Genomic DNA, 13,239 nt, shown 5'->3' on the forward strand with positions numbered 1-13,239 from the left:
CATGAGCTACATCATTTCTAAAATGATTGTAGGTGGACTGTCTCTAGATGAAGCTTTTAGAACCGTTCTGGTAACAGCTCCTAAATTGTTAGGAATTGACGATTTTACTTTTACTCCAAATAACCTTGTGGTTCTGGATTCTACTTCTACTGAGACTGCTTTTCCTGATGTAGATGGAGAAACGGTGTTAGGTAACATTAATTATCAACCGAAACACTTAATATTTAACGGTATACCAGATATTGAGAGCGTTTCTAGTTGGAAATAAACGTTTTGACACGATGAAAGAAGATATATTTCATTTTGTTCGCTGTCTTGAGGAAACAACAGAAGGGTAAATGGAGATACTCTTAGACATCTTACAGAAGCGTAAGAGTATCTCTTTATTTTTTAGATAAATGTAAGCGTTATCAAAATTTCTTTTTAAAAGGAGGAATTTGATTGGAAAATTCTCAATTGAATTTCGAAAAGAAGACGATTCGAAAGGTGACACGAAGAATTATCCCGTTACTATTTTTACTCTATATTATTTCTTATCTAGACAGGGCAAATGTGGGATATGCTGCATTGGAAATGAATGAAGCACTAGGACTAACAAGTAAAATGTTTGGTCTTGTGACAGGTATTTTTTTTATTGGTTATTTTCTGTTTGAAGTACCAAGTAATATTTTAATGCAAAAATTTGGGGCAAGAGTTTGGATTACTAGGATACTCTTTACTTGGGGAATTATTTCTATGGCAACTGGGTTTGCTCAGAATGCTACCCAGCTCTATATCATTAGATTCCTTCTTGGAATAGCAGAGGCAGGTCTATTTCCAGGTATTATTCTATACCTTACTTATTGGTTCCGAGCTAAAGAAAGAGCAAGTACAATTGCGATGTTTATGACAGCAATCGCCGTTTCTTATATTATAGGAGCTCCCGTTTCTACTTTAATTATTGATCATATTCATTGGATGAATGTGCCTGGATGGCGTTGGATGTTTATTATCGAAGGCGCCCCTGCTGTTATTTTAGGATTTGTTACATATTTCTACTTAACAGACCGGCCAGAACAAGCAAAGTGGCTAACAGCCGAAGAAAAAAATTGGTTGATTTCAGAATTAAGAAAGGACGAGGAGCTACGAGAAAAGAAAGGCCAACAAACCTCTAGTCATAAGACGGCCTTGACTGATCCTAAACTGTGGTACCTCGCCTTAATTTACTTTGTATATACTGCAGGTACACTGGGTGTTGGATATTGGATGCCCCAAATTATTAAAGGCTTATCTAGTTATTTATCAAACACCCAGATCGGCTTCATTGCTACAATCCCTTACATTATTGCTTCAATCGTCATGAATTACTGGTCAAGACGCTCAGATCGCACTGGTGAAAGACGTATGCACACAGCTTTACCATTACTCGTAGCTGGTTTAACGTTACTCAGTGTAGGAATGGTATCCAATCCATTTATTGCAATGGTTTTCATCACCATATCATTGGCAGCCATGTATTGTTTTAAAGGTCCTTTTTGGTCATTGCCCACTATGATATTGAGTCCAGCCACAGTAGCTGTTGGAATTGCAGTCATTAATTCAATTGGAAGTCTAGGAGGTTTTGTTGGCCCTTATGCAGTTGGATGGTTAAAAGATGCTACAGGAAAAATGCAAGCCGGTTTGATTTTCTTAAGTATTATTTTAATAATAGCTTTCATATTAGTATTAGCTATGAAATTTGAGCAAAAAAGAACTGCCTTCAAGAGTCAGAAGGAAATAGGGGAAATCCGGCTTGAAAAATAATTTGTCTACAATCTGAGCAGATCAATGATCTGTTTTTTTCTAGTGAAATCAGCCTGTATCTTAAGGTCTATATCGTGTATATACAAGGTTGGCCTAAAGCGGTTTGATGACGTTTTACATATATGATAACAGGTGGAATTATGGTATCATTTTAAAATATATACAGCTGAGGCTGACGTTTATCCAAATGCGGTAGGACAAAAAAGGGGTTGTTTACTTGAATTCAAAACAGCAGCCGACGACTAGAAAACGCTTGGAGACAATGGCAGATCATGTTGAAGATAAACGTGAAGAATATAAAGAATTGCTCATTCAAGTTCAATCTATTCTCGGTGAACCTTCTTTAGAGCAGGAAGAAGTGAAAGAGAAGCTGTCAGATACGTATAAACAAATGAAAGAATATGCTTTATTTGTTGAATCCATCGAGGCCTTTATTCGAAAAATGGCGAAAGAGTCCGATCAGCAAAAATAGGCATTCAAGTATGGATAAAAGAGTGTACTCGGCTGCGGGTATGCTTTTTTGTTTCGGTCAGATTATTCAGAAATTTAAATGAAAGCGTTGACATTTTTATTGTCATGATAAATAATAAATAAAAATTCATCTGAGCATGTACAGGAGGAACGATATGAACCATACAACCAAGAAATGCCTGATCACCTTTATGATTATCCTATTTTCTATGAGTTTTCTTTTTCCTTCCATTTCTTCTGCCCGAAATCATACGTCGTATGCTGCATCAACTGCTTCAGTCCCGTCTGGTCAATATTATCGTTCACAAGAGGTAGCTCTGCATTCTCACGTTCAAAAAGCTTCTCTTTATTACACAACAGATGGCAGCCAGCCGACAACTCAAAGTCAGTTGTACAAAAAGCCCATACATATCGAAAAAGATACGACTTTAAAAGTAAGCGTTTACAAGAAAAACCACCGCCTTTCCACGTCTACATACAATTATCGGTTTGTCACACGAGAGGACATTGCATCATCTTTTTTATCTTTCGAATACAAAGGAATGCCTTATCGGCTGTATATTCCAAAAAATCGTAAGAGGGGTAAAGCCTATCCTCTCGTCCTGTTCTTACATGGAGGCGGTGAGAAGGGAACAGACAATCAAAAGCAGTTACTTGCGAATGATGGTGCAGTTTTATGGGCTTCCCCTGAAGTCCAAAAGAAACATCCTTCGTACGTATTAGCCCCTCAGGCGCGAAATGCTGTGGATGGAGGCTTTGCATTAACAAGAAATTTGCAAAATGAAATCGATCTGACAAACGTGTTTCAATTTTCACCGGATTTACACAAAGCTTATGATGTCCTTCAGCATGTGTTAACTTCTTATCAGATTGATCAGAAAAGGATTTATGCGACGGGTTTATCACAAGGTGGATTTGGCACGTACCAGTTGAACATCACATATCCTCGTTTGTTTGCAGCGATGATTCCTATTGCGGGGGGTGCAGATCCAAGCAAGGCAGGAATTTTAGCACACAAGCCGATATGGGCATTTCATGCAGAAGATGATTCCATTATCCCTATCAGCTATGCGAGAAATACAATTCAAGCTATTCAAAAAGCAGGCGGAAATCCGCTTTATACGGAGTACGCAAGCAAGTATGGATATGACCATGCATCATGGACGCCTGCTTATGAGACGCCAGGCTTAACCGATTGGCTGTTTGCACAGAGACGCAGCTTTCGATAAACAAAAAACCGATTCACCTACTAACAAGGCGAATCGGTTTTTTTCTGTTTTATTTGTCAAAACGATGAGCAGAATGCTTTGTTGGTCCGATGTATTCGTTTAGCTGGAAAGAGCCTTTGATGGCAGCAGTGATGAATTCTTTTGCTGCATAAATGGCTTCTTTCACGTCTGATCCATTCGCTAGTTCAGCTGTGACTGCTGCTGAGAATGTGCAGCCTGCGCCGTGTGTGTATTCTGTGTCGATTTTATCTGTTTCAAGGCGTTCGAAGGTTTGTCCATCATAAAGCAAATCGATGGCTTTGTCCTCGCTTAGCTTACCGCCTCCAGTGATGACCACATATTTAGCACCAAGTTCGTGAATGCGTTTTGCTGCTTCTTCCATTTGTTCAATCGTTTTGATCTCGCCGATTCCGCTTAATTGACCTGCTTCGAAAAGGTTAGGTGTAATAACGGTTGCCAGTGGCGTGAGCTTTTCGCGCAATGCTTCCGCGTGCTCTGGGTATAGGACTTCGTTCGCACCCTTACAAACCATAACAGGATCAATGACGACATTTTTTAGGTCGTATGTTTTGATGGTGTCAGCTGCAAGCTCGATCACGTCGACGGTTGGGAGCATACCTGTTTTCAGGGCATCTACACCAATGCCTTCTACAATGGTAGAGAGTTGCGAGCGAATCGTCGCCGTATCAATTGGAAACACCTGATGATCCCAATGATTATGAGGGTCCATTGCAACGACAACGGTTAAAGCTGTCATCCCGTAGACGTTTTTTTCTTGAAACGTTTTTAAATCTGCTTGGATACCTGCACCGCCGCTTGAATCCGAACCTGCGATGGTGAGTGCTTTATTCATAGACATAGTTGCTGAACCTCCAATGTGATGTGTAACAGTTATTGTTCTATCCCTTATTATAATCAGCTTTTCCATTTATCACAATGAAACGGCATAAAAAAGCGTTCCTCTCTTCGGAACGCCTTTCTTTCTTACCTTTTACAAATCACCAATTTCCCTTTTTTCAGTTCGTCTAAAAGGGTTAAAGCTAACTTTTGATCGGCGCCAGCTGACATCATTTTGGCCATCAGTTCATCATCCCGGGTGCGAATGACATTGGCGACTTGATCCAAAATCCCTTGATCGACCGCAGTCATGCTTTTGGCGTCTGTATACTCCGTTACGGTATCAGAGCGTTCTGGGTCGTACGCAAAAACAAATACAGCGTCCTTTGTTGAACCCGATGAATGAAAGTGGTCGATGGCCTGTTTCGCTTCTTTACTATTCTCAGCCGTGATATATTCCATGATCATCACTCCTTTTCATCAAAAATTCCCATTTTCCCGTCAAATCAAACCGCCTTTTATATCATGAGAAGAAACCCAATTTATGTTTTAATGGAAAAAGACGAATCTATTAAAGGAGTAAGCTGCATATGAAGATTTCCTTATTAATTGTGACACATAACCGGCTCAGCGCATTGTGTGAGCTGCTTGAATCCATTTCAAGACAAACCGTACAGCCTTTTGAAATTGTCGTCGTCAATGATGCAGGAGAGCGAGTCGACATCATTCAGGAACTTTACCCTGAGCTTCCGATCCGCTTGATTCATTTAGATGAGAATGTTCAGCATGTGAATGCCAGAAATGTGGGGGTGCGGGAGCTGACAGGCGACGTCATCATGCTGAGTGACGACGATGATTACTTCACACCTTGTCATATCGAACGCATGAGCAAGGAGTTGGAAGATGCCGATTTTGTCTTTTCTGATGCGGAAATTGTGTCGTTTGAAGAAAAAGGCGCGACCCGTTTTCCACTGTCGAGACGTTTGTTTGCTTATACAGCGGACATTGAGGATATGCGTGTCTTTTCTACATATGTTCCTTCCGGCAGTATGTACAAACGCTCTATACACGATGAGATTGGCTATTTTGATCCAGCGATGCATCATTATTGGGACTGGGACTTCTTTTTGCGTGTATCACAGCATGCCCGAGTTAAACGAGTACCAGCTGCCAGCGTGATCTATGCGTTTTTTGACGGCGGTGGAAATCAGTCTAGTGATCTTGGTGAAACAAGGAAGAACTACCTAGATGATTTAAGTGAAAAGCATGATTTAGGCGACCTGCCAACAGCGAACTTTGCTATATTATTAGAAGAACCAGCGATGAAAAAGCGAGAATCAGAGAGTGAGATTGTGTGGGATGGAAAACCGATGATCTCCAGACTAGCGCAGCAAGTAGAAGGAGGAAAACCACAATGAAGCCATTTTTAAATGATAGCTGGTGGGCTGTGATGAAAAGTGAATTTGAACAGCCATATTATCAGGAATTACGAGAATGGATGAAGGAAGAATATCGCACGCAGACCGTTTTTCCAAAACCAGATGACGTGTATCGTGCCCTTCATTTGACGTCATATGAAAAGGTCAAAGTGGTGATTTTAGGACAAGACCCTTATCATGGCCCAGGGCAGGCACATGGATTAAGCTTTTCTGTTCAGCCAGGCGTCAAACACCCGCCATCTTTGAGAAATATTTTTCAAGAGCTAAAGGATGATCTTGGCTGTCCTGTTCCAAACCACGGCTCACTTGTCAGCTGGGCAGAGCAGGGTGTGCTGCTCTTAAACACTGTGCTGACTGTGAGGAAGGGAGAGGCGAATTCGCATAAAGGCAAGGGCTGGGAACGTGTGACAGACCGCGTGATTGATGTGCTGAATGAACGTGATCAGCCCGTCGTTTTTGTGTTATGGGGAAGACATGCTCAAAATAAGAAAGAACGCATTGATCAAAACAAGCATTACATCATTGAGTCACCTCATCCAAGTCCTTTTTCTGCAAGAAACGGCTTTTTTGGCAGCCGGCCGTTTTCAAAGGTAAACACGTATTTAAAGCAAATGGGATTCGAAGAAATCAATTGGTGTATCAAGGATATTGAATGAAAATAGGACGAGGGGAGAGCCCCTTCGTCCTGTTTATTTTAAAAATTTGCGGACCAAGTCGAGTCCGTTTTTCGCATTTGGATAACGGAAGGAAAAATCGAAGCGGTTCGTTTGACGCAGGACGCTTTTTTCATGCGTAAAAGTAAAGAAGCTTTCCTTCCCGTGATATCGTCCCATGCCGCTTTCGCCGACGCCTCCGAATGGCAGGTAAGGTGTAGCGACATGCATAAGCGTGTCATTGATACATCCTCCGCCAAATGAGAGGTTTTCTAGAATATACGATTCTGTGTCTTTATTTGTTGTAAATAAGTAAAGCGCCAGCGGCTTTGGCCTTGCTTTGATCATATGCGCTGCCTCATGCAGAGAATCAAAGGTCATGACAGGCAGGATCGGCCCGAAAATTTCCTCCTGCATGACGGGATCCTCCCAAGTGATGTCGTCTAAAATGGTCGGAGCGATTTTAAGCTCGTGTTCATTGCGCTGTCCACCTGTGACGATCATTCCATTTGAGAGAAATTGTGAAAGCCTGTCAAAATGACGCTGACTGACATTTTTTCCGAAGTGCGGATGTGTTTCGGGATGTTCACCATAAAAGTCACGGATACAGGCCGTCATTTCTCGCAAAAGTTTCTCTTTGATGGATTCATGAACGAGCAAATAGTCTGGTGCAATGCAGGTTTGCCCTGCATTAGTGAATTTTCCAAAGGTGATCCGCTTCGCTGCCAGCTTGATGTCGGCATCAGGCATGACGATGCAAGGGCTTTTTCCGCCAAGCTCAAGTGTGACAGGGGTCAAATGCTTTGCGGCGGCTTCCATGACGACTTTGCCGACTGCCACACTACCAGTAAAGAAGATATAATCAAAGGGCAGCTTCAGCAGCTCTGTACTGACATCGACACCGCCCTCTACGACAGCCGCATGGTCTTCTTGAAATACACGTTTGATGATAGTGCTGATCACTTGTGAGACTGCCGGGGTCAGCTCAGACGGTTTTAAGATCACGGCATTTCCCGCAGAAATCGCGCCGACTAATGGAGAAAGGGCCAATTGGAAAGGATAGTTCCAAGGAGCAATGATGAGCACACTTCCATAGGGCTCCTTGATGATCATGCTTTTCGATCCGATATGAGTCAGCGGTGTTTTCGCGCGTGTTGGCTTCGCCCATTTGTGAAGGTGCTTGATGGTATGATTGATTTCTTCATACACCATCCCGATCTCCGTTGTATAGGCTTCCTGTTCGGATTTATGTAAATCATGGGCTAAGGCCTGTAAAATATCCTTCTCATACTGTTTGATTGCTGCTTTTAAGTCTTGAAGAATGCGGATGCGTTCTTTAACTGCCGGCTTCTGAAAGACTTTTTGTTTCTGAAATAGAGCTGTGAGCTTGTTCATTATTTAATCCTTTCATAGACGATTTTGTTTCTTTTATTATGTGTGAATAAAGGTGACGGGTCAATTAAGAGAGGCGTGAGCGCACTGCTTTGAAAAAATGAACCCATTTGGTTTGTTCATTTGGTAAAATAATGTTGAAAAGAGATTTTTTTAGATTGGAGGGTCTACCCTTGAATATTCATATATCAAGCCTGCTTCAAAAAATGGAGGAAGCGGTTCAAAAAGCAAAACAAAGTGGAAATGATGAAGAGGTGAAACGTCAAGTGGCGGCCATTTCTTCACTATGTGATGTCATTCTCGACGCACCATCACAGGTGCAAATGCCGCAGTCGCCAGTCATCTCACCACCTCCATCGATACATACACCATCAGCGCCATCTGTGTCTACAGATCAAGCCATGCTTGAGAAACTCATGGGCACAAGCGGCGCGAAGAAATTTCAGCAAAATGATGAGGGTCAAAAAGAGAAGGACGGGAACGGCGACTCTATTTTTGATTTTTAATGGTCTTGTCACGACAAAGGGAAGGTGATCAGTTTGAAACTATTTTTGGGCGCCATTCAGTGGATGGCATTTTTTATCGCAGCTTCTATTGCCGTACCAATTGCGATTGCACAAGCATTTGAATTGAACCAAGTACAATCGGCAGAGCTGATTCAAAGTACTTTCTTTTCACTTGGTCTTGTGGCGATGGTGCAGTGTTTATGCGGCCATATGCTGCCAATCAATGAAAGTCCAGCAGGGCTTTGGTGGGGTGTGTATACGCTTTATGCCGGCATGACAGGAACAATCTTTGCGACGTATCCTGAAACCTTGCAAGCATTACAAGGGGCTTTAATTTTTAGTGCTATTTTCTTTTTTATTTTTAGTCTATTTAAAATCATCAATTGGCTCGCGTCTTTATTTACGCCAGTCGTCACAGGCATTTACCTGCTGCTGCTTGTTGTGCAGCTAAGTCAGCCAATCATGAAAGGGCTGATGGGCATCGGGTATCGAGGAAATCAAGTAGACGGGCTTGTCTTTTGCTTATCGATCTTGATTATTATCCTCACCTTCATGATCAGCCGCTCAAAATGGCATTACTTGAGGCAGTTTTCTGTGTTATTCGCACTTGCAGGCGGATGGCTGTTATTCGCTCTACTCGGATTGGCGAAGCCAGTTCGAATTCCAGAGCAAATCATCGAGTTTCCGAAGCTGTTTCCATTCGGTATGCCGGTCTTTGACAGTGGATTGCTTGTCACGTCCTTTTTTATAACGATTTTACTCATTGTGAACATGCTGGCAAGTATCCGAATTGTGGAAAGCTCAGTGAAGGCATTTGGTGAACTGCGTGAGCGGAAGAGAGCACGTCCTGCCGGTTTTGTCGCAGCATTTGGTCATTTACTAAGCGGGCTGATCGGTGCGATTGCGCCTGTACCTATTTCGGGGGCAGCAGGATTTATCCAGACAACCAAAATTCCTTCGAGAAAGCCTTTTTTCATAGGAAGTCTGCTTGTTGTTCTCATTAGTTTGTTTCCGCTGCTCATGAGCTTTTTCTCTGCATTGCCATCACCTGTGGGGCTTGCTGTAAACTTTGTGGTCTTCTCTTCTATGATTGGGATTGCGATGTCAGAGTTTGATCAATATGAGAAAGAAGAAATTCCGCGGATTCGCTTTGTCCTTGGGATTGCCGTTTTAGCAGGCGTAGGGGCGATGTTTGTGCCTCAGGGGGCCTTGAAAGGCATGCATCCTGTGCTCATTTCATTATTAAGCAACGGTCTTGTTCTAGGCACGCTCATTGCGATTGTTGTCGATCAGGTCTTGTTACGAAAGAAAAAGAAATCTGACAATCTCGTGTCAACGTAAAGGGAAAGTTGAATGTCGCCCTTCACCCGCGCTATGATAAACATAATTGACGAGATAAGGAGAATGACGAATGAAACTATTTTTCATTTTAGGTGCCATTAACGCCATGCTTGCTGTAGGCCTTGGAGCCTTCGGTGCGCACGGTCTAGAAGGGAAAATCCCTGAAAAATATATAGAAATATGGAATAAAGGTGTTCAATATCAGATGTTCCATGCCATTGGCTTATTTGTTGTCGCTTTTCTTGCAGATAAGCTGTCAGGTGTCTCCTTGGTTCCTGCCGCTGGCTGGGTGATGCTTGCAGGCATCCTTTTCTTCTCAGGAAGCCTTTATGTGCTGGCATTGACTCAGGTGAAGATTCTAGGTGCCATTACCCCAATTGGCGGAGTAGCATTTATCGCCTCTTGGATCATGCTTGTCATTGCAGCAGCAAAAAATTTATAAGGTAAAAAACCGATGCTCTCATAGGGGCATCGGTTTTTTTCTTAACTCCAGTAAGGAGTATAATTGGGTGGTGCTTGATAATAAGGGACGTAATGAGAAGGAGGGACAGGGTGCGTTTGAGCCTCCTCCTCCCGGTGGCAAAATGGTCCGATAAACACGCTTGGTTTCACAGGCTTTGTCGCCTGCTTCCATTGTGTTTCGTTCATGCAATAAGTATGGGCCATGATGTGAGAAGGGGTGAGGGTGAGAAGGTCTGAGCCTAGGATCACTTCAGGTGTAGATGCGTTAAAAATGGCTAACAAATGAGTTCTGTCTTGGAGAGCGACTTCATAGTGCCACCAGCCTTGAGGCACGTTTGCCACCTGTCCAGGTGTAATAGTATAGGTGTGCAGTTTTTTTGTAAATGGATTCAGCATCGATACGGCAGCAGAACCGGCTATACAATAAACAAGCTCTGCGGCATTTTGATGATAATGAGGCTCTACGACTTTGCTTTTACTCAAATATATATCCAGCAGGGACACTTGATCCAATGAGTTTAATTGTTTTTTTCCTAACACATTAATCAGGTTATGCTGATCGTATTTCACAAGGGGGCTTTGATTCAGATCGTATGAAAATTTCACATTTGGTGATGTATAATCCAGTTCAACAGTCATTGATGTCACCTCTAGGCTTTTGATAAAAACTACTAGGCATCTTATGAGCCGCGCCCCAGAGGTGTGACAAAAACCTAGACAAAAGAAAAAAGCAAGGGCACCTGAGCCTTGCTTTTGCCATGTATGTCGTTATCTCGGAGAATATGTTGACATTGAATATGGATAGTCGTACTGAATTTCTCCATCAAACGTAATGTAATCAAGATAGATTGTTAATAGTAAGTATCGTGTTCCTGTTTTGTTATCACTAATGATAATGTGGTCACGTCCTGCAGCTTCAATGACGCCTCTAAAAATCTTCGAATTCCATTCTTTACTCGCCTCAAACGTCATATAAATCGTGGCTACCTTGCCGCGGTTCAATCGTAAAATATTTTCAATATAGGACTGCTCAATAGGCAGCTGTCCGGTGACATTTTGCTGATAAATCGGTCCAGAAGGAATTTGATATGGCTGACCGCCGCCTTGCGTTCCTTGGCCTCCTTGTGAAGTGCCGGTAGACGGCATTGGTGAAAACCCCTGCTGCATTTGTCCTTGCATTTGACCCTGCGTTTGGGGAGGGACTGAATAACCCATCTGCTGCGCAGGATACGGATTTGCTCCATATTGTTGCTGGCGGAAATCTTGACCTTCGAAACCCGAACCTTGCCCAAATTGATTTTTCAATTTCATAACGTTCCTCCTCTTTCCTCATGGTGTTCTAAACAGAAGGCGTTTAGGCGCCTGTTGTTTCCATAGCATTCTTTCTCTCTTTCACACTATGAGACAGGAGGGGAGAATATGTACATTGAACGAAAAAAAGGAACTGCTGCGCAATTCCTCAGTGTGTAGACAAACCTTCGCCTTCTATCGGTACTCGTCCTTTTTACATGATCCAGTTTACAGCGTGCTGGACATCAAATAAAAGTGTCACGATGAGAAAAAACGCGGCGAGCGGTGTGATCACAATGATGAAGGCTTGCCATAATCTGAGCTTCATCACAGCGACAATGCCTAAAACAGCCATTCCAAATATCCACGTCTTTGCATATACATCCGTAAGAGTTAAAAGATCGATATAATACCATACTTCATAATGCTGATCTAAATATGGTGTGATTTTAACAAACGTATACGGACCGAGCATCCCCACAGTGGAAATCCAAGTAAGTGCAAATAAAGCAGAAGGGAAAAAGACCGTCAGTGTGCAGGCCTTGAGTATATCACGATACGCCGTTTGACAGCCGAAAAAGAGACGCCCTAACCATTTGATGATGAGGGCACCGAAAAATAGAATCATATTGCCTGCCAAAATACCATAACCCGCTCCTTGTAACAGAATAAAAGGGAATGGAATATGATTGCCCATATACTCGCTAAAATACCCTTCGTAGATCCAGCCCGTACCGGCGATACTTGCAAGGAGCATCATCAGCCAAATTGGTATATTGGAATGTCGATATGAGCGAATAATCGTTTTTGTCGCGACGAAAATTTTAAAAAATCGAAAAAATCCTTTTACTTCCTCTTCTTGGGAGTGATCATTCTTCATAGCTTCCAATGTTCTTTACTCCTTTAATACACATAAATGATTACTTATATTACCAAAAAGTTCACGTTTTTCAAAGAAAGATCAATAAAAAAATACAATTTTATAAAAAATAGGTCACTCTACAGTCTCTTTAAGAGGAGACACATATGATAAACATAGTTTGAAAGAGACCGAGGTGATAATTTTGACAAAAGTAACTGTCATTATGACGAGCTACAACAAGGCGGCTTACGTCGGCAGATCGATTGAAGCGGTCCTGCAGCAGACGCTGTCAGACTTTGAACTTTTTATCATGGATGATGGATCAAACGAAAAAACCCTTGCTGCTATTGAACCGTTTCGCAAAGATCCCCGCGTTCACTTTATCCAAAGCGGTATCAAAACATTGGAAGAGAGAACAGCGAAAACTCGCTATGCCGTGCTGATTAATCAAGCATTAGAACTGGCAAAGGGCGAGTATATTTCCTATGCCACAGATGACAATGTCTATGCCCCGGACCGTTTAGAGAAGCTCACTCATTATCTAGATGCCCATCCAGATAAAGATATTGTCTATTCTAGTTCTAAAGTTATCTATTTAAATAGCAAAAAAGAGCCAGTGAAGGAAATGATTCGGCCGGCGCAAACAGTGCAATGGAATGCTCCCTGCGCCATAGATCATTGCTCTGTCGTGCATCGTGCATCCATTTTATCAAAAATTCATGATGAATTTGGGTCCTACTGGGACGAGAGTCCGCATTTTTATCGAATAGGGGATGCCCGCTTCTTTTTTCGATTAAATCATTTTTATCCGTTTTATCCCTTTGATGAAATATTAGATACAAATTACATCACAGAACAGTCGATTCATTATCAGCTGGCAGCAGAAGAGAAAAGTGCCTTTATTCATGCACTTCCCGAGCAGTCTACCTGCTGGGATCTCCGCAGTATATTAAAACAAAAATATGGGAGGTGACC

The 13,239-nt window shown here is 42.3% G+C and carries 16 protein-coding genes; 10 read left to right on the forward strand and 6 right to left on the reverse strand.

Annotated features, from left to right (window positions below; translation table 11 throughout):
- From AOQ70_RS19830 to AOQ70_RS18285, 4 genes are all read left to right on the forward strand, one after another.
- Positions 1 to 268 (forward strand): hypothetical protein (locus tag AOQ70_RS19830; protein ID WP_197414618.1); only part of this gene is annotated, 268 nt, incomplete at its 5' end.
- A gap of 173 nt (positions 269 to 441) precedes the next feature.
- Positions 442 to 1,782, forward strand: coding sequence for an MFS transporter (locus AOQ70_RS18275; protein ID WP_059377855.1), 1,341 nt, complete (start codon positions 442 to 444; stop codon positions 1,780 to 1,782).
- A gap of 217 nt (positions 1,783 to 1,999) precedes the next feature.
- Complete coding sequence (locus AOQ70_RS18280; RefSeq protein ID WP_024423823.1) at positions 2,000 to 2,254, forward strand: hypothetical protein; 255 nt, start codon at positions 2,000 to 2,002, stop codon at positions 2,252 to 2,254.
- Positions 2,255 to 2,408: 154 nt separating this feature from the next.
- Complete coding sequence (locus AOQ70_RS18285; RefSeq protein ID WP_059377857.1) at positions 2,409 to 3,482, forward strand: chitobiase/beta-hexosaminidase C-terminal domain-containing protein; 1,074 nt, start codon at positions 2,409 to 2,411, stop codon at positions 3,480 to 3,482.
- Positions 3,483 to 3,531: 49 nt separating this feature from the next.
- Here the strand turns inward: AOQ70_RS18285 and AOQ70_RS18290 are convergent, their stop codons facing one another.
- Entirely contained in the window at positions 3,532 to 4,341 is an 810-nt protein-coding gene (locus AOQ70_RS18290) for a bifunctional hydroxymethylpyrimidine kinase/phosphomethylpyrimidine kinase (RefSeq protein WP_059377859.1), read from the reverse strand.
- Positions 4,342 to 4,466: 125 nt separating this feature from the next.
- Positions 4,467 to 4,781, reverse strand: coding sequence for a general stress protein (locus AOQ70_RS18295; RefSeq protein ID WP_059377862.1), 315 nt, complete (start codon positions 4,779 to 4,781; stop codon positions 4,467 to 4,469).
- Positions 4,782 to 4,909: 128 nt separating this feature from the next.
- Here AOQ70_RS18295 and AOQ70_RS18300 point away from each other — a divergent pair, with 128 nt between their 5' ends.
- Positions 4,910 to 5,737: a glycosyltransferase family 2 protein gene (locus AOQ70_RS18300; protein ID WP_059377864.1), complete on the forward strand. Its 828-nt coding sequence runs from the start codon at positions 4,910 to 4,912 to the stop codon at positions 5,735 to 5,737.
- Positions 5,734 to 6,414, forward strand: coding sequence for a uracil-DNA glycosylase (locus AOQ70_RS18305; protein ID WP_039182328.1), 681 nt, complete (start codon positions 5,734 to 5,736; stop codon positions 6,412 to 6,414). The genes AOQ70_RS18300 and AOQ70_RS18305 overlap by 4 nt, the downstream gene beginning before the upstream one ends.
- Positions 6,415 to 6,447: 33 nt before the next feature.
- Here the strand turns inward: AOQ70_RS18305 and AOQ70_RS18310 are convergent, their stop codons facing one another.
- A complete protein-coding gene (locus tag AOQ70_RS18310; protein ID WP_059377867.1) occupies positions 6,448 to 7,806 on the reverse strand; it encodes an aldehyde dehydrogenase in 1,359 nt (452 codons plus the stop codon).
- A gap of 170 nt (positions 7,807 to 7,976) precedes the next feature.
- Between AOQ70_RS18310 and AOQ70_RS18315 the strand changes: the two genes are divergently transcribed.
- The 3 genes from AOQ70_RS18315 to AOQ70_RS18325 all read left to right on the forward strand — a co-directional run bounded on the left by AOQ70_RS18315 (position 7,977) and on the right by AOQ70_RS18325 (position 10,092).
- Positions 7,977 to 8,309 (forward strand): YwdI family protein, encoded by a 333-nt coding sequence (locus tag AOQ70_RS18315; protein ID WP_039182322.1) that lies wholly within the window; start codon positions 7,977 to 7,979, stop codon positions 8,307 to 8,309.
- A gap of 33 nt (positions 8,310 to 8,342) precedes the next feature.
- Positions 8,343 to 9,650: a purine/pyrimidine permease gene (locus AOQ70_RS18320; RefSeq protein WP_041087711.1), complete on the forward strand. Its 1,308-nt coding sequence runs from the start codon at positions 8,343 to 8,345 to the stop codon at positions 9,648 to 9,650.
- Between the two features lie 70 nt (positions 9,651 to 9,720).
- On the forward strand, positions 9,721 to 10,092 hold the full coding sequence (locus AOQ70_RS18325) for a DUF423 domain-containing protein (RefSeq protein WP_025093833.1): 372 nt from the start codon (positions 9,721 to 9,723) through the stop codon (positions 10,090 to 10,092).
- Positions 10,093 to 10,133: 41 nt separating this feature from the next.
- Here AOQ70_RS18325 and AOQ70_RS18330 read toward each other — a convergent pair whose 3' ends face one another.
- The 3 genes from AOQ70_RS18330 to AOQ70_RS18340 form a co-directional block, all read right to left on the reverse strand.
- Positions 10,134 to 10,751 carry a cupin domain-containing protein gene (locus AOQ70_RS18330; RefSeq protein ID WP_059377870.1) on the reverse strand — a complete coding sequence of 206 codons (618 nt, stop codon included), beginning with the start codon at positions 10,749 to 10,751 and terminating at the stop codon, positions 10,134 to 10,136.
- 129 nt (positions 10,752 to 10,880) lie between these two features.
- Positions 10,881 to 11,423, reverse strand: a complete 543-nt coding sequence (gerQ, locus tag AOQ70_RS18335) for a spore coat protein GerQ (RefSeq protein WP_034660388.1) — start codon at positions 11,421 to 11,423, stop codon at positions 10,881 to 10,883.
- 193 nt (positions 11,424 to 11,616) lie between these two features.
- Positions 11,617 to 12,282, reverse strand: coding sequence for a YIP1 family protein (locus tag AOQ70_RS18340; protein WP_231730911.1), 666 nt, complete (start codon positions 12,280 to 12,282; stop codon positions 11,617 to 11,619).
- 184 nt (positions 12,283 to 12,466) lie between these two features.
- Between AOQ70_RS18340 and AOQ70_RS18345 the strand changes: the two genes are divergently transcribed.
- Positions 12,467 to 13,237, forward strand: a complete 771-nt coding sequence (locus AOQ70_RS18345; RefSeq protein WP_059377955.1) for a glycosyltransferase family 2 protein — start codon at positions 12,467 to 12,469, stop codon at positions 13,235 to 13,237.
- Positions 13,238 to 13,239: the final 2 nt, after the last annotated feature.

The sequence above is a fragment of the Bacillus sp. AM 13(2015) genome (assembly GCF_001518755.1).
GTDB classification, from domain to species: domain Bacteria; phylum Bacillota; class Bacilli; order Bacillales; family Bacillaceae; genus Bacillus; species Bacillus safensis.